This window comes from Variovorax sp. J22P240 (assembly GCF_030316855.1).
Classification (GTDB): Bacteria; Pseudomonadota; Gammaproteobacteria; order Burkholderiales; family Burkholderiaceae_C; genus Variovorax.
In genome coordinates this window covers 280,380-298,472 of sequence record NZ_JASZYR010000005.1, presented here as the reverse complement: position 1 = coordinate 298,472, position 18,093 = coordinate 280,380, and the positions used below count along the sequence as shown (strand labels likewise).

General features: G+C 66.1%; 18 protein-coding genes. 3 read left to right on the top strand and 15 right to left on the bottom strand.

The annotated features are described in order from the left end of the window. Positions 1-6: 6 nt before the first annotated feature. The 13 genes from mraZ to argE form a co-directional block, all read right to left on the bottom strand. Entirely contained in the window at positions 7-435 is a 429-nt protein-coding gene (gene mraZ, locus QTI24_RS16310; protein ID WP_286601950.1) for a division/cell wall cluster transcriptional repressor MraZ, read from the bottom strand. Positions 436-695: 260 nt separating this feature from the next. Then, positions 696-2,018 (bottom strand): ATP-dependent protease ATPase subunit HslU, encoded by a 1,323-nt coding sequence (gene hslU, locus QTI24_RS16305; RefSeq protein ID WP_286601774.1) that lies wholly within the window; start codon positions 2,016-2,018, stop codon positions 696-698. A gap of 18 nt (positions 2,019-2,036) precedes the next feature. After that, positions 2,037-2,585 (bottom strand): ATP-dependent protease subunit HslV, encoded by a 549-nt coding sequence (hslV, locus tag QTI24_RS16300; RefSeq protein ID WP_286601772.1) that lies wholly within the window; start codon positions 2,583-2,585, stop codon positions 2,037-2,039. A 178-nt stretch (positions 2,586-2,763) separates the two neighbouring features. Beyond that, entirely contained in the window at positions 2,764-4,326 is a 1,563-nt protein-coding gene (locus QTI24_RS16295; RefSeq protein ID WP_286601770.1) for an STAS domain-containing protein, read from the bottom strand. Positions 4,327-4,366: 40 nt separating this feature from the next. After that, positions 4,367-5,038: an RNA polymerase-binding protein DksA gene (gene dksA, locus QTI24_RS16290; protein ID WP_503011266.1), complete on the bottom strand. Its 672-nt coding sequence runs from the start codon at positions 5,036-5,038 to the stop codon at positions 4,367-4,369. A 479-nt stretch (positions 5,039-5,517) separates the two neighbouring features. Continuing rightward, a complete protein-coding gene (locus tag QTI24_RS16285) occupies positions 5,518-6,564 on the bottom strand; it encodes a CobW family GTP-binding protein (RefSeq protein ID WP_286601769.1) in 1,047 nt (348 codons plus the stop codon). A gap of 82 nt (positions 6,565-6,646) precedes the next feature. Beyond that, positions 6,647-7,849 (bottom strand): class I SAM-dependent rRNA methyltransferase, encoded by a 1,203-nt coding sequence (locus QTI24_RS16280; RefSeq protein ID WP_286601768.1) that lies wholly within the window; start codon positions 7,847-7,849, stop codon positions 6,647-6,649. Next, complete coding sequence (locus tag QTI24_RS16275) at positions 7,846-8,838, bottom strand: tyrosine recombinase XerC (protein ID WP_286601948.1); 993 nt, start codon at positions 8,836-8,838, stop codon at positions 7,846-7,848. Before QTI24_RS16275 ends, QTI24_RS16280 begins: the two co-directional genes overlap by 4 nt. Before the next feature lie 113 nt (positions 8,839-8,951). Beyond that, positions 8,952-9,566, bottom strand: a complete 615-nt coding sequence (locus QTI24_RS16270) for a YdcF family protein (protein WP_286601767.1) — start codon at positions 9,564-9,566, stop codon at positions 8,952-8,954. Next, positions 9,563-10,252: a DUF484 family protein gene (locus QTI24_RS16265; protein ID WP_286601765.1), complete on the bottom strand. Its 690-nt coding sequence runs from the start codon at positions 10,250-10,252 to the stop codon at positions 9,563-9,565. Before QTI24_RS16265 ends, QTI24_RS16270 begins: the two co-directional genes overlap by 4 nt. After that, the gene (dapF, locus tag QTI24_RS16260; RefSeq protein ID WP_286601763.1) at positions 10,249-11,124 is read right to left on the bottom strand and encodes a diaminopimelate epimerase; all 876 of its coding nucleotides are present in this window, start codon (positions 11,122-11,124) and stop codon (positions 10,249-10,251) included. The genes QTI24_RS16265 and dapF overlap by 4 nt, the downstream gene beginning before the upstream one ends. A 56-nt stretch (positions 11,125-11,180) precedes the next feature. Beyond that, positions 11,181-12,287 carry a DUF445 domain-containing protein gene (locus QTI24_RS16255; RefSeq protein WP_286601761.1) on the bottom strand — a complete coding sequence of 369 codons (1,107 nt, stop codon included), beginning with the start codon at positions 12,285-12,287 and terminating at the stop codon, positions 11,181-11,183. Between the two features lie 113 nt (positions 12,288-12,400). Further along, on the bottom strand, positions 12,401-13,609 hold the full coding sequence (gene argE / locus QTI24_RS16250; protein WP_286601947.1) for an acetylornithine deacetylase: 1,209 nt from the start codon (positions 13,607-13,609) through the stop codon (positions 12,401-12,403). A 109-nt stretch (positions 13,610-13,718) separates the two neighbouring features. Between argE and QTI24_RS16245 the strand changes: the two genes are divergently transcribed. Then, on the top strand, positions 13,719-14,942 hold the full coding sequence (locus tag QTI24_RS16245) for a M20 aminoacylase family protein (RefSeq protein WP_286601760.1): 1,224 nt from the start codon (positions 13,719-13,721) through the stop codon (positions 14,940-14,942). After that, positions 14,939-16,039: a M14 family metallopeptidase gene (locus tag QTI24_RS16240; RefSeq protein ID WP_286601759.1), complete on the top strand. Its 1,101-nt coding sequence runs from the start codon at positions 14,939-14,941 to the stop codon at positions 16,037-16,039. Before QTI24_RS16245 ends, QTI24_RS16240 begins: the two co-directional genes overlap by 4 nt. A gap of 5 nt (positions 16,040-16,044) precedes the next feature. Here the strand turns inward: QTI24_RS16240 and QTI24_RS16235 are convergent, their stop codons facing one another. Next, positions 16,045-16,818, bottom strand: a complete 774-nt coding sequence (locus QTI24_RS16235) for a type III pantothenate kinase (protein ID WP_286601757.1) — start codon at positions 16,816-16,818, stop codon at positions 16,045-16,047. Between the two features lie 114 nt (positions 16,819-16,932). Between QTI24_RS16235 and lysM the strand changes: the two genes are divergently transcribed. Beyond that, positions 16,933-17,394, top strand: a complete 462-nt coding sequence (gene lysM, locus QTI24_RS16230) for a peptidoglycan-binding protein LysM (RefSeq protein WP_286601756.1) — start codon at positions 16,933-16,935, stop codon at positions 17,392-17,394. A 118-nt stretch (positions 17,395-17,512) separates the two neighbouring features. Here lysM and QTI24_RS16225 read toward each other — a convergent pair whose 3' ends face one another. Beyond that, complete coding sequence (locus QTI24_RS16225; RefSeq protein ID WP_503011271.1) at positions 17,513-17,950, bottom strand: rhodanese-like domain-containing protein; 438 nt, start codon at positions 17,948-17,950, stop codon at positions 17,513-17,515. Positions 17,951-18,093: the final 143 nt, after the last annotated feature.

Genomic DNA, 18,093 nt, shown 5'->3' with positions numbered 1-18,093 from the left:
TGGGCCTCAGAACGAAAAGTCCTGGAACACGTCAGGCATTTCGCCTTGGGTGGCTTCTCCTTCCTTGGCCTCGTAGGTGGCCTTGTCCCAGAGCTCGAAGTGGTTGCCCATGCCGAGCAGGAGCGCATCGCGGGTGATGCCTGTGGCAGCGCGCAGCTCGGGCGACACGAGCACGCGGCCGGTGCCGTCCATTTCGACATCCATGGCATTGCCGAGAAAGACGCGCTTCCACCACTGTGCCGACATCGGAAGTGCCGCGATGCGCTCGCGAAACTTTTCCCACTCGGGGCGCGGGAACACCATCAGGCAGCCGTGGGGATGCTTGGTGATCGTGAGCTGGCCGGCCGCGGTCGCGCTCAAGACGTCACGATGCCGGGTCGGCACGGAAAGCCGACCCTTTGCATCCAGACTGAGCGATGAAGCGCCTTGAAACACGAACACGAGACCCCGGTGTTGGGAGGCGTCGCGCGCCCGAAAGAGGCACTGCTCGACACTTTTTCCCACTTAACTGCACTTTTTTGCACTGTAGCAGGAAACGCCTACTGCGCAATGGAAGGCTGTGGGAATTTTTTGTAATGGAATCAATGACTTAGCGGTGTTTTTGCAACCGCCAAAAACCGAATCCCGTTGCAAATGAAGCACTTAGCTCACGCAGTGAATGTGTTGCGTGAAGCACCGGTAAGCAAGGGCCTACATCAGAGGATGAATCTGGAAAGGTCTTCGTCGTGACTTAGTGCCGCCAGCCGTGCGTCGACATAGGCCGCATCGATGTGCACGGCTTGGCCGCCAAGTTTGGTGGCGCCGAAGCTCACTTCGTCGAGCAGGCGCTCCATGACCGTCGACAACCGGCGCGCGCCGATGTTTTCGGTGCGCTCGTTGACGTCGAAAGCGATGCTCGCGAGCCGTGTGATGCCTTCCGGCGTGAACTCCAGCGTCACGCCCTCCGTGGCGAGCAGCGCCTGGTACTGCTTGACCAGCGATGCCTGCGTCTGCGTGAGGATGCTTTCGAAATCGGCGACCGACAGCGATTGCAGTTCCACCCGGATCGGAAAGCGCCCTTGCAGTTCGGGAATCAGGTCGCTCGGCTTGCTCAGGTGGAACGCGCCGCTCGCGATGAAGAGGATGTGATCGGTGCGGACCACGCCGTACTTCGTGCTCACTGCCGTGCCCTCGACCAGCGGTAGAAGGTCGCGCTGGACGCCCTGGCGCGACACGTCGGCGCCCTGCGCCTCGCTGCGCGTGGCGACCTTGTCGATCTCGTCGATGAAGACGATGCCGTTTTGCTCGGCGTTGTGGATGGCCTGGGCGCGGATCTCGTCCTCGTTGACCAGCTTGGCGGCCTCCTCATCGATCAGCAGGCGCATCGCCTCGGCGATCTTGAGCTTGCGCGTCTTGCGCTTGCCCTGCCCGAGCTGGCCGAACATGCCGCGCAGTTGCTCGGTCATTTCCTCCATGCCGGCCGGCCCCATGATCTCGAGCGGCGTGCGCGCGTCGGCGAGATCGATCTCGATCTCCTTGTCGTCGAGTTCGTGCTGGCGCAACTTCTTGCGGAAGGCCTGCCGCGTGGCATTGCTGCCGTCTGCGACCGTGCCATCGACCGTACGGGCCGGCGGCAGCAGCACGTCGAGGATGCGCTCCTCGGCGCCGTCCTCGGCCCGCATTCGGACCTTGGCGCTTTCGGCCTCGCGCGTCTGCTTGACTGCAATCTCGGCCAGGTCGCGAACGATCGAATCGACGTCCTTGCCGACATAGCCCACTTCGGTGAACTTGGTCGCCTCGACCTTGATGAAGGGTGCGTCGGCTAGGCGCGCCAGCCGGCGCGCGATCTCGGTCTTGCCCACGCCGGTGGGGCCGATCATGAGGATGTTCTTGGGCGTGATCTCTGAACGCAGCTTTTCCTCGACCTGCTGGCGGCGCCAGCGATTGCGCAGCGCGATGGCCACGGCGCGCTTGGCGTCAGGCTGGCCGACGATGTGGCGATCGAGCTCGGAGACGATTTCCTGGGGGGTCATGGACATGGGTTCACTCGATCCGTCTCACAGGCTTTCGACTGTGTGGTGCATGTTGGTGTAGATGCAGAGTTCGCCCGCGATTTCCAGCGCCTTCTTGACGATCTGGTCGGCGGGCATCTCCGTGTGGTCGACCAGCGCCTTGGCCGCAGCCTGCGCGTAGGCGCCGCCAGAGCCGATCGCGATGATGCCGTTCTCCGGCTCCAGCACGTCACCGTTGCCGGTGATGATCAGCGACGTGGTCGCATCGGCGACGGCCAGCATGGCTTCGAGGCGGCGCAGGACGCGGTCGGTGCGCCAGTCTTTCGTGAGTTCGATGGCGGCGCGGGCCAGGTGCCCCTGGTGCTTCTCGAGCTTGGCCTCGAAGCGCTCGAACAGCGTGAATGCGTCGGCCGTTGCGCCAGCAAAGCCGGCGAGGACCTTGCCGTGATAGAGGCGGCGCACCTTGCGCGCACTGCCCTTGATGACGATGTTGCCCAGCGTGACCTGGCCGTCGCCGCCGATGGCCACCTGGTCGGCACCTGCAGCGGTCTTGCGGCGCACGCTGATGATGGTGGTTCCGTGAAATTGTTCCATGGAACATTATCTCGCCCCCAGGCTTGCCCACTTCGTGTGGCCGCCCACCCCCTGACCGGGGGCAATACCGGCGGACCGGCGAAGCCGGTTCCGCGGTATTTCTGGATGGGGATTCCGAGGGGCGCAAGGGCGTCGCCGGTGGAGTCGGCTGCCCCCAAAGAAGGGCCGAGCCTGGGCGCTACTCTTTGATTTTGACAGTGGCGTGGTCGGCGATACCGATCACGTTGAAGAAGGCGGCGATCAGGCGGTGGGCGTCGACGAACTGGAGCTCGTGGCCGCGCGCGTGGTGGGCGCTGGCCCAGTTCAGGAGCGAGCCTCCGGCGGCGAAATCGACGCGGACGAGCGCCGAGCAGGAGATCGTCGGCGTCGATTCGCCGGTCAGTTCCTCGTCGAGACGCTGCCAGGTCGACAGCGATTCGCCGATCAGATCGCCTGCGAGCACGGACTGGCCGGCGCCAACGAGGGGCGCCGGTTCGGGTTCGTCGTGGCTGGCCGCTAGCGAGAAGCTCGGGGCCACTGGCTTGATGGCGCCCGGGATGTCGAGCGCGGCATAGTCGCCCTTGGGATCTTCCCAGGGAGGCGGCGACACCTCATAGGTGATGCAGTAATTAAGCGCCAGGAGTTCGAACTCATCAGCCCGGTGCATCACGCGCAAGGCCGCCATGTGCAATTGCCACCAGACGGCATCGACGCTGCGGTCGTTGGCCGGCGTGGCTTCGGCGAGCACGAGCAGCAACTGGTCTGCTGCCGCAAAGCGCAGTTGGACGGTCGAATCCGCCCAGTGCGTGAACAGGGCACGCAGCGGACCCGCGGCGTCACCCTCGATGGATCGGAGGACGCTCCAGTCGAGCTTCCAGGAAGGGCCGGCGGCGCCGAGCGCGCGCGTGAGGCCCATCAACCCTTCGCGGGTGAGGCGCGAAGGGCTCGACCAGTCGGCGTCGCCGGCCGCCTGAGGGGCGACGGGCCTGGCCTGGGCCGCGGCCGACGCACGGGCGGTGTTCGCCAAGGCGCGGAACGAAATCCATTCGGGCGCAGCGCGCTTCATGCGCTGCGCATAGCGCGTGCTGGTGGCGACGAACTTCTCGTCGTCGCCGGTCGCGCGGTACAGGTCGAGCAAGGTGCGCCACGTGTCGTCGTGATCGTTCGTCGGACTGTCCGGCGCGAGCGCCTGAAGCAGAATGGCTTCGGCACCGGCGTCATCGCCATGGGCAAAGCGGATCGACGCTTCCTCGATGCAGCCGTCGTGTGCGGGCAGCTGAACCTGCTGTCCAGGGGCGGTGCCCTGCGGCACGCCGGGCACGGTGTCGGCGTAGGCGCGTGCGTGCTGCGCGGCCATGTGCCCGCCCTCGGCCGGAGCGCCCTCGGCGTCCGACTCGCTGCGGGGGCCGCGCGCCTTCCACCATTGCTGCGACATCTGCTCTTCGATCTCGTCGATCTTCTTGAGCGTGAGCGCCCGCCCCTCGGTCTTGCCGGAGGTGCTGCTGACATTGAAGGAGGATGGCGTCGCGGCGGGACCACCCGCCGCCTCGCGCTGCCGAAGCTTGCGCAGCATGTCGAACTCTCGGCGGCGCACGAAATCATTGCGCTGCCGACGCTCGATCATCTCCTTGAGCATTTCACGGCTGTAGCCGTTTTCGAGGGTCGACGAGTCATCGGCGTCGAGCTCGGACCAATCCTTGAGCGGATTGCGCACGAACTTCGCCACTTTGGACAGCAAGCGACCGGTTTCTTCCTTGGCCATGCTCAGTGTCTCCCTTCGGCCCTTGTCATCGGTGCCGAAATCAATCCCCGAACATTTTCTGTTTCAGTTCGCGGCGCTGCTGGGCCTCCAGCGACAGCGTGGCGGTCGGGCGGGCCAGCAGGCGGCCGACGCCGATGGGCTCGCCGGTTTCGTCGCAGTAGCCGTAGTCGCCGGCGTCGATGCGCTGGATCGACTGCTCGATCTTCTTCAGGAGCTTGCGTTCGCGGTCGCGCGTGCGCAGTTCGAGCGCGTGCTCTTCCTCGATGGTGGCGCGGTCGGCAGGATCGGGCACGACCACGGTGTCTTCACGCAGATGCTCGGTCGTCTCGCCGGCGTTCTCGAGGATGCCGCGCTTGAGTTCCTGCAGCTTCAGGCGGAAGTACGCCATCTGCTTTTCGTTCATGTACTCCGAATCCGGCATCGCGATCACTTCGGCGTCGGTCAGCTCTTCGGCCGATTTGGCCTTCCAGTTGTTGGCGAGCTTCGGGTCTTTCTTGACCGCGACCGGTGGCGGAGGCACCAGCGCGGTCGAAGTGATCTGCACGAAGCTGGATTTGGCCGCGGTGGAAGCCACCGATTGCGGCATGGACGGCACGGTCAACTGCGACAGCCGCGACACGCGCCCGCCGCGTGCGGGTGCAGGCGCGGTGGTGCTGGCGGTCGTGGGAGGTGTCGCCGTGGTGGAAGAAGAGGCGGCAGCCGTTTTTTTCATGGGAGTCGATGGTGCAGGTGGCGCGGCCTGGGGGCCGGCCGGTTTGGATGACGGGGCACTCGCATTCGCCGCTTTGGCCTTGCTTGTGGCAGGGGCCTTCGACGGCGCAGCGGGCTTGGCGGCGGAAACCTTCTTTGCCGCGGGCACAGCCTGCTTGGCAACCGACGTCTTCTTGACGGCCGGTTTCGGCGCGGGCTTGGCTTTGGCGGCAGGCTTCTTCACAGTGACTGGCTCCTTCGACGATCTCGAACGCACATTCAATGGGTGTCTTCCCCATGGAATCCACGTCGCCTGTCGGTCTCGCGGAGCCCATGTTGTCAGGGTGCTCGCCGATGGCGAACCCCGGGGTTATACCCCCGAAATCAGCCCAGGAACGCACTCAGTCCTATGCTGGAAGTCACACTTCGTCCCAAAGAAGAACGGGGCATGCCTCCGCAACAGGCGCGCGATTGTATAGAGAACTCAGGCCGCTCGGGGAATCAGACGAGACACTGGTCGAGACCCTGTTCCAGGATCTCGCGCGGCAGGTCGATGCCGATGAATACCATGCGGCTGTTGCGCTTTTCGTCGGGGCCCCAAGCGGGGCCGAGGTCGCTGCCCATGAGCTGGTGCACGCCCTGGAAAATCACCTTGCGTTCGGTGCCTTGCATGTGCAGGACGCCCTTGTAGCGCAGCATGCGCGGACCGTAGATATTCACGATCGCGCCCAGGAAATCCTCCAGGCGGGCCGGGTCGAAAGCACGGTCGGAGCGGTAGACGAAGCTCTTGACGTCATCGTCATGGTGATGGTGGTGGCCATGGCCTTCGTGCGCGTGCGAGGGGTGGTCGCAATCTTCTCCATGCACGTGATCATGGTCGTGCTCGTCTTCTTCCTTGAGGAAGTCCGGATCGATGTCGAGCTTGGCATTGAGGTTGAAGCCACGCAGGTCGAACACATCCTTCAGCGGGACTTCGCCGAAATGCACCTTCTGTTGCGGCGCGCGCGGATTCATGTGCTTCAACCGATGGATCAGCGCTTCGGTTTCGTCGGCCGCGACCAGGTCGCTCTTGCTGATGAAGATCTGATCGGCAAAGCCGACCTGGCGACGCGCTTCCTGGCGGTCGTTGAGTTGCTGGGGGGCATGCTTGGCATCCACCAGCGTGAGGATCGAGTCCAGCAGATAGCTCTCGGCGATCTCGTCGTCCATGAAAAAGGTCTGCGCCACGGGGCCCGGATCGGCCAGGCCGGTGGTCTCGATCACGACGCGATCGAAATCGAGCAGGCCCTTGCGCTTCTTGGCCGCCAGCAATTGCAGCGCCTCGCGCAGGTCCTCACGGATCGTGCAACAGATGCAACCGTTGCTCATCTGGACGATCTGCTCCTTCGACTCGGTGACGAGGATGTCGGTGTCGATGTTTTCCTCGCCGAATTCGTTCTCGATCACCGCGATCTTCTGGCCGTGCGCCTCGCTCAGGATGCGCTTGAGCAGGGTCGTCTTGCCGGAGCCGAGGAAGCCGGTGAGGATGGTGGCGGGAATAAGGGCCATGGAGTGCTCCGGAGATCAGGATTCGGGGAAAGGCGGAAAGTTTAGCGACGGCGCCGCGGCCACGCTTCGGCAAGGTCAAACGCTATTTGCGCACCACGACGAGGCCTTTCAAGTACTCGCCCTCGGGAAACTCGATGGTCATGGGATGGTCGGGCGCCGCTCCGAGGCGCTCGGTGATGTAGCCGTCGACGCCGGCGTCGATGCCCGCGGAGGCCACGATCTTGTGGAACAGGTCGGCGCCGATGCCGCCGGAGCACGAGAAAGTGAGCAGATGCCCACCTGGCGCCAGCAGCTTGAACGCCTGCCGGTTGAGGTCCTTGTAGGCTCGCGCGGCGCGCTCGGCATGCGCCACCGTCGGAGCGAACTTCGGCGGATCGAGCACGATGGCGTCGAAAGTGCGGCCCTCCTCGACGAAACGGCGCAGTGTGGCATTGACGTCGGCATCGAGAAACTCCGTGCAGGCGCCCTCGAAGCCGTTGAGCGCCACATGGGCACGGGCCCGCTCCAGCGCAGGCAGCGATGAATCGATGGAAATCAGTTCCGCGCCTTCGACCGCGCCCGCCGCCTTCAGGCCGGCCAGTGCGGCGACGGTGAAACCGCCCGTGTAGCAGAAGCAATTCAGCACACGCCGGAATCTGCGATGCGTCGCCAGTTCGGCGAATCGCTGGCGGCTGTCGCGCTGGTCGAGGTAGAAGCCGGTCTTGTGGCCCGTAGCGACGTCGAGCGTCAGCCGCCAATCGTGCTCCCGGATGGTAATTTCGGTCGGCCCGCTACCACGCAGCCAGCCCGTCACGGGTTTCAGCCCTTCGCGCTCCCGGCCGCTTGCATCAGACCGCTCATAGAGCTTCTCGAGCCCCGTCGCGGCCAGCAGCGCATCGGCCAGCACCAGCTTCCAGCGCTCGACGCCCGCCGAGAGGAACTGCGCCACCAGCGTGTCCCCATAGCGATCGACGATCAGGCCCGGCAGACCATCGGCCTCGCCGTGGATCAGGCGCACGCCGTCGCTCTGCAGATCGAACACGCTCCGCGCGTCCACCGCACTAGCCACCCGCGCCGCGAGGAATGCCGCATCGATGCGATGTTTTTCATCGAAGCTCCACGCCCGGGCGCGGATCTTGGAGTGCGGGCTGAAGGCGGCCCAGGCGAGAAACTGGCCTTCGCCCGACTCGACACGTACCGTCTCGCCTGCATCGCCGCCGCCCTTCGCAATTGCGGATTCGAAAATCCATGGGTGGCGCCGCAACAGCGAGCGTTCCTTGCCGGACCGGAGGCGAATCAGCTTCATGAGTTCCTGCTCTTGTTCTTGCGGAGGGTCTCGCCCATCGGCGGGGCCTCGTCGCGCGCCTGAGCGCGCGGATGCGCGGCGTCATAGGCCTTGGCGAGATGCTGGAAATCCAGCCGCGTGTAGACCTGCGTGGTCGAGATGTTGGCGTGGCCCAGCAGTTCCTGCACGGCGCGCAAGTCGCTGCTGGACTGCAACAGGTGGCTCGCGAACGAATGACGCAGCATGTGCGGATGCACGGGCGCGTTCAGGCCGGCCTTGAGGCTGCGGCGGCGCAACTGGGTCCACACCGAATGCGCCGAGAAGCGCGTGCCGTTGCGGCCGATGAAAAGCGCCGCCGCGCTCTCCGGCTCGCGCAAGCGCGCGGCGCCGAGCGCCGGACAGTCGTCCCGCACGGCGAGCCATGCGCGCAAGGCCTCGGCCGCCTTCGCACCCAGCGGCACGATGCGGCGCTTGCTGCCTTTGCCCAGCACATTGGCCTCGCCGGATTCCAGGTCGACCCAGCCGCGTGCCGTCGTACTGGCACGCGCGTCCAGCCCCGTCAGCTCGCCGACACGCAGCCCGCAGCCGTAAAGCAGTTCGACGATCGCGCGATCCCGTGCCTCGGTCCAGGGATCGGCCTCGGTGTCGCGAAGATCGGCAAGCTGCACCGCCTCGTCGACCGCCAGCGCCTTCGGCAGCGGCCGGCCGGCCTTGGGAGCGTGGACGTCCTGCACCGGATTCGCGACCACCAGCCCCTCATTGCCAAGCCAGCGGTAGAAGCTGCGCCAGCAAGACAGCACCAGCGCAATGCCGCGCGACTCCCGTCCCGCGCTGTGCAACTGCGCCATCCAGCGGCGAACGTGCGCGGTCTGCACCTTGTCGAGCGCCACCCCTGCCGACGCCGCCTTCTCCGCCAGCGTCGTCAAATGAATCGAATAAAGCTCGACCGTGCGCGCCGCAAGCCGCCGCTCCACCCGAACGTGTTCCAGATACCGGTCAATCAGCTCCAAACTCACGCACCCTCTCCTTCCAGAAGTACCGCGGATCCGGCTGCGCCGGTCCGCCGTATTGCCCCCGGCGAGGGGGGTGGCGGCCACCCAAAGTGGGCAAGCCTGGGGGCGCGCTAAAAGTATCCATTGGCGGCATTGTTCGCGATTGCCAGAGGCTCGCGCAATGCGCCCTTGAAGGCCATGCCCCAACGCCGCCAGCACGAGGTCGGAGCGGCAGCGTACTGAACGTCGAAAGCCCGATCGAACCCTGAGGCGCGCGCCAACCGCTCGGCACGCCACAGGTGATAAGGCTCAGTCACGATGATCACGCTCTTCACCCCCGCGGCCTTCAGCACGGCGCGCGACATCGAGAGGTTCTCGCGCGTGGAGGATGACACCGGCTCCAGGAGCAGGGGGCCCCTGTAGCCCGACACGCGCGCGTGTCGCTCCATCACCTCGGCTTCGATTCGGCCGTCTTCCGTGTCGATGCCACCGCTCAGCACCAGGCCGCGCACGCGGCCCGCGTTCGCCAGTGCAATGCCGGCGTCGACGCGGCCGGTCAGGCAGGGGTTGGGCTTGCCGTCGCGGTACGCCCGGTTGCCCAGGATCAGCGCCGCATCGGCAACACGTTGCGGCGGATGATCGAGAAGGCGCAGCCCATGTCGCCAGATCACGACGTGGATCGCCGCGTAGCCCAGCAGCAGGACCAGCAATGCGCCGATCAGCGAGCGCTGGACCGTGGGGCTCAAGACCGCAGCCGAGACAGAGCGCCCGAGGCGAGTTCGGCGATGCGCTCGAGGAAGTCGGTGCCCATCTCGGGGTTGAAGCGCTGGGCGTCGGGCGACGCGAGCACCAGGAGGCCGAAAGCCGGCGCATCGGGTTCCTGCCGGAGCGGGATCAGCGCGATCGACACCGCGGCATGCGGCTCGGCCAGCCATTTGGCCGCCTCGAAGCCGGCGTTCAGGCCGCAGTAGGGAGCCGTCAACGAAGTTGCGAGGGCCTTCACGTCGTCGCTGACCCATTGGGCGTAGGACTCGTCCAGATAGGTGCTGTCGCAGTCCCAGATCTTGATCGCCGTCTGCGGCACCATGAACAGAGACTGCAACTGGGAGGCAACCTGGGTCGGCAGCGCGCGCGGATCGCGCGTGGTCAACAGCCCGCGCGTCCACCGCTGCAGGCGGTCGGCCGTGACCACGTTCTCCGTGCCGTGACGCACCATGTCCATCACGCGGTGCTCCAATGCCTTGATCTTCTCGCGCAGCATCTCGGCCTGGCGCTCCTGCAGGCTCACGGCACGGTTGCCGTGCGGGCTGGTCAGCTGCACCTGCGCCAGCAACTGCGCGTGGCGCTCGAAAAAGTCCGGCGTGTTCGACAGGTAGTTGGCGATATCGTCTTCGGTGATGGGATTCATGGCGTTCTGGTTGTAATGATTCATGGCTGGTCCGGCACCTCGATGTCGCCTTCGAACACGGTGACGGCGGGGCCGGTCATCAGCACCGGCGCGCCGTCGCCGGCCCATTCGATGGTGAGGAGACCGCCGCGCGTCTGGACGTCGACCCGCGGATCGAGCAGGCCCAAGCGGATGCCCGCGACCACAGCCGCGCAGGCGCCCGTGCCGCAGGCGAGCGTTTCGCCGGCGCCGCGCTCGAACACACGCAGGCGCACGTGCGACCGGTCGACGACCTGCATGAAGCCGGCGTTGACCCGCTGCGGAAAGCGCGGATGGTGCTCGATGAGCGGGCCCTGGGTTTCGACCGGCGCGGTGTCGACGTCGTCGACGATCTGCACCGCGTGCGGATTGCCCATCGACAGGACGGCCACCGAAACGATGGCAGTGCCGGCGCGGGTGCCCATGGCCAGGTGCCACTTCTCCCACGCGCCTTCGGGTTGAGGATCGAGTCCGGCGGTGTCGAAGGGCACGCGGGCGGGATCGAAGATCGGCGCACCCATGTCGACCGTCACGCGGCCGTCGGCGCCCATGCGCGGCTCGATCACGCCGGAGAGCGTCTGCACGCGCACCGCATCCTTGCCCGTCAGGCCCCGTTCGCGCACGAAGCGCATGAAGCAGCGCGCGCCGTTGCCGCACTGCTCGACCTCGCCGCCGTCGGCGTTGTGGATCACGTATTGGAAATCGATGCCGTCGCCCGGCGAGCGCCGGACGGTGAGGATCTGGTCGGCGCCCACGCCGAAATGGCGGTCGGCCAGGAAGCGATATTGCGCCGTGTCCAGGCCGAGCGTGCCGCGGGTTTCGTCCAGCACGACGAAGTCGTTGCCGGCGCCTTGCATCTTGGTGAAGCGGATTCGCATCGCGGGATTATCCGCTGCGCTCAGCGTGCCGGCTCGCTGCGACACGGACTACCGGGTCAGCCCTTCCAGACCTGCGTAGCTGCGTGGATCGCCAGGCCGACCAAACCGCCGACCAACGTCCCGTTCACCCGGATGAACTGCAAGTCCCTCCCGATGTTGAGTTCAAGCTCGCGGGTCATCTCGTCCGCATTCCATTCCGCGACCCGCTCGACGATGTAGCGGCGGATGTCTTCGCGGTAGCGTTCGATCGCGCGCGGCGCGGCGTCGACGATCTGCTCGTTGATCCAGCGTCGCATCGCGTCGTCCGCCCGCAGCCGCGCTCCCATCGCGCCGGCCATTCCGACGATGCGCTGGCGAATGCTCGAATCGGTCTTCGCCAGATCGTCGTGCAGCCACGCGAGCACCTCGCTCCAGAGACCATGCAGGTAGTCACCGAGCGCTGGGTGCGCCTGCAGGTCCGCGCGGATGGCCTCGCCACGTCGCTGGAACTCCGGGTCGGTCTTGAGGCGCTCGATGAAACCCGCCATGAAGGTATCGAATCGCAGCCGCAGCGGATGCCCGGGCTCGGCCGCCATCTCGCCGATGGTCCGCGCCACCGCGGCCACGATCTTGCGGGTCGCGAGCTTGGCGGCGACCTGGTCCAGCCCCACATAGCGCAAAGCCTTGACCTCGCGGGCGATCGCCTCGGTGATGCGCTCCTGCACCTCCTCGCCCTCGACCACGGCGGCGACCTGCACCAGCACGTCGTCCAGCAAGGCCTGGTGCCGGCCGCCCGCCGTCAGGGCATCGAGAGCCTGGCCGGCGAGGCGTGACACATCGACCTGCGCCAGCCCCGCAGTGGCCATGCGCCCCAGGAAGGCGCGGACTCGCGTGTCGTCGAAAGCGGTCAGCCCATAGCGAACCGCGGCCACCAGATGCTCGCCGAGTTTCTCCGCGCGGTCGGGCCGCGAGAGCCAGTCCGCGAGCCTGGAAGCCGGATCGACCTGCTCCAGTTTGGCCAGCACCTGCGGCGTGCTCAGGAAGTTGTTGCAGATGAAGCCGGCGAGCTTGGCGCCGATGCGATCCTTGTTGGCCGGGATGATCGCCGTGTGCGGAATCGGCAGCCCGAGCGGATGCCGGAACAGCGCCACGACGGCAAACCAGTCGGCAATTGCGCCGACCATGGCCGCTTCCGCGAAGGCGGCGACGTAGCCCCAACCGGAATGCCTCGGTTCGAGCGCCGTCGCCACCGCGTACAGCAGCGCGGCAGCGCACAGCAGGCCGAGTGCAACCCTTTTCAGCGGATCTCCCGGGTCGTCGCCAAGCCTTGAAGGAATTCCTCGCAGCGCGCCAGTTGCGCGAGCGTCACGTATTCGTCCGGTTGGTGCGCCTGCGTGATGCTCCCGGGGCCGCACACCACGGTCGGGATGCCGGCATTCTTGAAGAGACCCGCCTCGGTGCCAAACGCGACCAGCGTGGTGCGCGATTCCCCGGACAGGCGCTGCGCGAGCCGTGTCACGGGCTCGTTCTCGGAACTCAGGAAGCTCGGAATCTCGCAGATGGTCTCGAAGCTGAAGCCGGCATCGGGCGCGACCTTCTTCATCGCGGTTTCCGTGCGGCTCGCATAGCTCGTGATCTCCTTCTGCATCTGCCCGGCATCGGCCGTGGGCAGGTTGCGGAATTCGTAGCGGAACTCGGCGTCGCGGGGCACCACGTTGTCTGCGATGCCCCCGTGGAACTGGCCCACGCTCGCCGTGCTGAAAGGCACGTCGAATCCTGCGTAGCGTGGCTCGTCGCGCTCGAAGCCCTCCGCCATGTCGCGCAGCTTGCCGACCACGCGCGCCGCCATCTCGATCGCATTGACCGACTGCGGCGTGAGCGACGAATGCGCCTCCTTGCCGCGCACGCAGCACTTGTAGCGGTAGACGCCCTTGTGCGCGATGGCCGGCACCATGAGGGTCGGCTCGCCGATGATGCAGGCCAGCGGCTTGATGCCCTGGTCCTTCATGTCGGCGATCAGTTCGCGCACGCCGAAGCAGCCGACTTCCTCGTCGTAGCTGAAGGCGAAATGCACCGCGAAGGGCGAATCGCTTTCGATGAAGCGCTCCGCATTGGCCAGTGCGAGCGCGATGAAGCTCTTCATGTCGGCCGAACCCCGCCCGTAGAGCCTCGGCTCGACATGGGCGATATCCGCATCGGCGTCGTCCTGCGGCCAGTCCTGCACGATGGCCGACAGCGGATCGACGCTCCACTCCTGCCCGTCCCAGGGCACCGTATCGGTGTGGCCCGAGACAATGACGCCGGCCTTCTTGCCGGCACCCAGCGTGGCGAAGAGATTGGCCTTGGTCTTGTCGGCGTTGTAGGTGAGCCGGCTGCGCACGCCGAGCCCGGCCAGGTGGTCGCGCGCGAAGTCGATCAGCTCCAGGTTGCTGTTGGCGCTCACGGTGTTCATTCGCACGAGCGTCTGGGCGAGTTCGAGGCTGCGGGGGGAAAGCACATGTGACATGCGGGTCATTGTCCCGGAAGTCCGCGACGCCGCGCCAGGGCGGCCGAAGTGTCGAGCCGGCAGGGCACGATCTTTGCGGGCGCTCACCGCAAAGCCTAGACTCTTGCCCATGAAACTCATCGATTCCCTCGTCACCCAGGCGGCCGGCATCGCCGCAGTTCGACGCGATCTGCACGCCCATCCTGAACTCTGCTTCCATGAAGTCCGCACCGCCGACGTGGTGGCGGCCAAACTCACGGAATGGGGCATCCCGATCCACCGCGGGCTCGGCACCACCGGCGTCGTCGGCATCGTCAAGAACGGCACCAGCGGCCGCGCGGTCGGGCTGCGCGCCGACATGGATGCGCTGCCGGTGACCGAACTCAACACCTTCGCGCACGCGAGCAAGCACCCCGGCAAGATGCACGCCTGCGGCCATGACGGCCACACGGCCATGCTGCTCGCGGCAGCGCAGCATCTGGCGAAGCACCGCAACTTCGACGGCACGGTCTACCTGATCTTCCAACCCGCCGAAGAAGGCGGAGGCGGCGCGCGCGAGATGGTCAAGGAAGGGCTGTTCGAACAGTTCCCGATGGACGCCGTCTTCGGCATGCACAACTGGCCCGGCATGAAGGCAGGCCAGTTCGCGGTCAGCCCCGGTCCGGCCATGGCGTCGAGCAACGAATTCACCATCACGATCCGCGGCAAGGGCGGCCATGCTGCGCTGCCGCACACGGGCATCGATCCGGTGCCCGTGGCATGCGAAATGGTGCAGGCCTTCCAGACCATCATCACGCGCAACAAGAAGCCGACCGATGCCGGCGTGATTTCGGTCACGATGATCCACGCGGGCGAGGCCAACAACGTGATCCCCGACAGCTGCGAGCTCAAGGGAACGGTACGCACCTTCACACTCGAAGTGCTCGATCTGATCGAGGCGCGCATGAAGAAGATCGCCGAGCACGTGAGCGCCGCACACGACGCGGAGTGCGACTTCCACTTCCACCGCAACTACCCGCCGACCATCAACACCGCCGACGAAGCGAACTTCGCGCGCCGCGTGATGGCCGGCATCGTCGGCGAGGACAACGTGCTGGTGCAGGAGCCCGCCATGACTGCCGAGGACTTCGCCTTCATGCTGCTCGCCAAGCCGGGCGCCTATGCCTTCATCGGCAACGGCGACGGCAGCCACCGCGACGTGCACCACGGCGGTGGGCCGTGCATGCTGCACAACGCGAGCTACGACTTCAACGACGACCTGATCCCGCTGGGCGCGACCTGCTGGGTGCAGCTGGCCGAGCAGTTCCTCAACACGCCGAAAAGCTCGACAGGCCTGGAAGGGGCCGCCGCATGATCGCCGTCAGCGAAGCTTTCTCGTCCCGCTACGTGCTGGCGCGGCAGCAGTTTCTGCAGGCCTGTGCGAGCGCCGGCCTCGGAGTTCGCTCGCATGCTCATCCCCTGAAGGGACGCGATGGCGAGGAGCTGGCGATGGACGTCGCGCTGGACGGCAAACCCGATGCCGAGCGCCTTCTGATCGTGACCAGTGCCTGCCATGGCGTCGAAGGCTATTGCGGCAGCGGCGTGCAGATCTTCGCGCTGCACGATGACGAATGGCGCGGGAAAGCGCGCGACCAGGGTGTGGCGGTCCTGTATGTGCACGCGCTGAATCCGCACGGCTTTTCGCATGGACGGCGGGTAACGCACGAGAACGTCGACCTCAACCGCAACTTCTTCGATTTCGACGAGCCCTTGCCCGTCAACGAGCCGTACGCCAGCCTGCATGCGCTGCTGCTGCCCGCCGACTGGCCGCCCACCTCGGAGAACCAGGTAGCGATCGCCGCGTGGATCGACCAGCACGGCGCGGCCGCCTTCCAGGCGGCCGTGACCCGAGGCCAATACCAGTTCTCGAATGGACTCTTCTTCGGCGGCAACGCGCCAACGTGGAGCAACAAGACCTTTCGCGACGTCCTGCGCACCCATGCGCAATCGGCGCGCCAACTCGCGTGGATCGACCTGCACACGGGCCTGGGTCCGAACGGGATCGGGGAGCGCATCTTTTCGTGCAAGGACGACAAGGCCGCCTACGCGCGCGCCAACGCGTGGTGGGGCTCGCCGGCCGCACCCGTCACGTCGATCTACGACGGCTCGTCCACTTCCGCATTCCTCACCGGCCTGATGTTCAACGCGGTGTACGAAGAATGCCCGCGGGCCGAGTACACCGGCATCGCACTGGAATACGGGACCGTGCCCGTCATGGAGGTGATGGGCGCGCTGCGCGCGGATCACTGGCTGCATCAGCACCCCGAGGCGCCGGCGGAACTGGCGGCGTCGATTCGCGCAACGATGCTGGAGGCGTTCTACACGGACTCCGATGCCTGGCGCGGACAGATCATCAGCCAGGCCCGGCAAGCGATGTTCCAGGCGGCGGACGGCCTGGCCGCAACGGCCTGATCCGATCAGCCGGGCAGCATGCGCTCCTCGGCAATCACGAGCAGGCCGTCCATGATGAGGCTGTCCACGAGTTCGAAGTCGCCATTCATGCTCGGCGCCATCTTCCATCCCGCCCCGCCCGTCATGTAGCAGGCCGGCTCGGCGCCGCAATGCGCGCGCACGTGCTGCACCATGCGCTCGACTGCGCCCGCGATCGCATAGGTGCCGCCGCTGGTCAGGGCATCGCTGGTGTTGGTCGGGAACTCCCTCACATCGCCAGTCGGCACGTGCAGGCCGGCAGTTCCGGACTCGAGGGCGCGCAGCATGATCCCGTGGCCCGGCAGGATCAGCCCGCCGAGAAACTTTCCGTGGGTGTCGACAGCCTCCACGGTGACCGCCGTGCCGATCATCACAACGACCATCGGCCGCGCAGGTCCTTGCGAGAGCATGCGGTGGCGCGCTCCGATCATCGCGACCCACCGGTCGGCCCCGAGGCGCGTCGGATGGTCGTAGCCGTTGACGATGCCGGCTTCCGCCACGCTGGACACCACCCATCGCGGCGAGCAGTCGAAGCGCTCGACCACCTGCTCTTCAGCGCGGCGCCGCACGGCATCGCCCGCCACCACGCAGCCGAGCATCGACGTCGGCGCGGGCAGGTCGGCCCAGGAGCCTTCGGCGAGCCGCTCGATGTGGTCGAGGAACTCGGCCCCGTGCGCGACCAAGGCGGCACCGGGCCGCGCCGCATCGTAGAGGGACCACTTGAGACGGGTGTTACCGATGTCGATCGCGAGGAATGCCATGCGCGGCATTATTGCGAGTTGTGCTTACGGTCGCTTGCACATGCGCCTGCTGCCTCGCCTGGACCGTCATTTTCCGCGGTTAAAGTGGCCCTTCCAATCATTCAAGGAGTAACCATGGGTTTGCTAAGTTTCATCAAGGAAGCGGGCGAAAAACTGTTCGGCGGTTCCACCGCGCACGCAGCGGAACCCGATGCGAACAAGGTGGCCGCAGACGCCATCAAGACGTACATCGAGACCCAGAATCTCGGCCTCACGAACCTGGCGGTGGCCTACGTCGCAACCAGCGGCGTGGTCACGCTGTCCGGCAACGCGCCTTCGCAGGAAGCTAGCGAGAAAGCCTCGCTCGCGGCAGGCAACGTTGCCAACGTCACGCAAGTCGACAACAACCTCGAGGCACCTGCAGCCGATCCGGCGCAGTACCACGACGTGGTGCGCGGCGACACGCTCTCGGCGATTTCCAAAAAGTACTACGGCGACGCCAACAAGTACAACGCGATCTTCGAGGCCAACAAGCCGATGCTGAGTCATCCGGACAAGATCTATCCGGGCCAGAAGCTCCGCATCCCCAAGCTTTAGCTCGCCCCCAGGCTGCGCGCACTTCGTGTCGCTTCGCCTACCCCCTGCCGGGGGCAACACCTGCGGCCCGGCAAAGTCGGTTCCGCGGTGTTTCTGGAAAGGTACGGCGCGCGGTCTTTTAGTTTTGCTTCCAGGGGAGGCCGCGGAGGCGCCAGCCGCCTTTGTGGCCGCGATGGCCTTGTTCGTCGGCGTCGCCTTCGAAGCCTTCCAGGATGTTGTAGGCCTCGATGCCCAGCTCGGTGGCGCGCTTGGCGGCGGCGATCGAGCGTACGCCGCTGCGACAGAGGAGCACCGCCTTCTTTCCTGACGGCACCGCAGTGCGCAGGCCTTCGTCGAAGCCGAGGTTGAAGACCATGCCGGGCCATTGCTTCCAGGCCAGGCCGACGGCGCCTGGAACGTAGCCGACCCACTCGCGCTCTGCATCACTGCGCACGTCGACCAGCACGGCGTCGCCGCTCTTCAGCCACTGAGCTGCCTGCTCGGGCGTCACGTCGCCGGCATAGCCTGCGGCGGGCTTCACGCCGAATCTGTCTCCGGTGGGTGCGTTCGCCTGAATCGGCGCGCTCGTATCCGGCTGGGTCATGATGCTTTCGTCCTTGCATGTTCTAGGGTTACTGCGGATGGCGGGCCTCGCTTTCACTCTGGAGAGGCCGGCCGATGAGGTCAATTTTTCTCCAGTTCGTGAAAACCCTCTTTGTC

Coding starts and splice junctions, on each gene's coding strand:
- hslU (WP_286601774.1), bottom strand. CDS start 2,018: ATGTCCATGACCCCCCAGGAAATCGTCTCCGAGCTCGATCGCCACATC.
- hslV (WP_286601772.1), bottom strand. CDS start 2,585: ATGGAACAATTTCACGGAACCACCATCATCAGCGTGCGCCGCAAGACC.
- QTI24_RS16295 (WP_286601770.1), bottom strand. CDS start 4,326: ATGGCCAAGGAAGAAACCGGTCGCTTGCTGTCCAAAGTGGCGAAGTTC.
- dksA (WP_503011266.1), bottom strand. CDS start 5,038: ATGAAAAAAACGGCTGCCGCCTCTTCTTCCACCACGGCGACACCTCCC.
- QTI24_RS16285 (WP_286601769.1), bottom strand. CDS start 6,564: ATGGCCCTTATTCCCGCCACCATCCTCACCGGCTTCCTCGGCTCCGGC.
- QTI24_RS16280 (WP_286601768.1), bottom strand. CDS start 7,849: ATGAAGCTGATTCGCCTCCGGTCCGGCAAGGAACGCTCGCTGTTGCGG.
- QTI24_RS16265 (WP_286601765.1), bottom strand. CDS start 10,252: ATGAATCATTACAACCAGAACGCCATGAATCCCATCACCGAAGACGAT.
- dapF (WP_286601763.1), bottom strand. CDS start 11,124: ATGCGAATCCGCTTCACCAAGATGCAAGGCGCCGGCAACGACTTCGTC.
- QTI24_RS16255 (WP_286601761.1), bottom strand. CDS start 12,287: ATGGTCGGCGCAATTGCCGACTGGTTTGCCGTCGTGGCGCTGTTCCGG.
- argE (WP_286601947.1), bottom strand. CDS start 13,609: ATGTCACATGTGCTTTCCCCCCGCAGCCTCGAACTCGCCCAGACGCTC.
- QTI24_RS16245 (WP_286601760.1), top strand. CDS start 13,719: ATGAAACTCATCGATTCCCTCGTCACCCAGGCGGCCGGCATCGCCGCA.
- QTI24_RS16240 (WP_286601759.1), top strand. CDS start 14,939: ATGATCGCCGTCAGCGAAGCTTTCTCGTCCCGCTACGTGCTGGCGCGG.
- QTI24_RS16235 (WP_286601757.1), bottom strand. CDS start 16,818: ATGGCATTCCTCGCGATCGACATCGGTAACACCCGTCTCAAGTGGTCC.
- lysM (WP_286601756.1), top strand. CDS start 16,933: ATGGGTTTGCTAAGTTTCATCAAGGAAGCGGGCGAAAAACTGTTCGGC.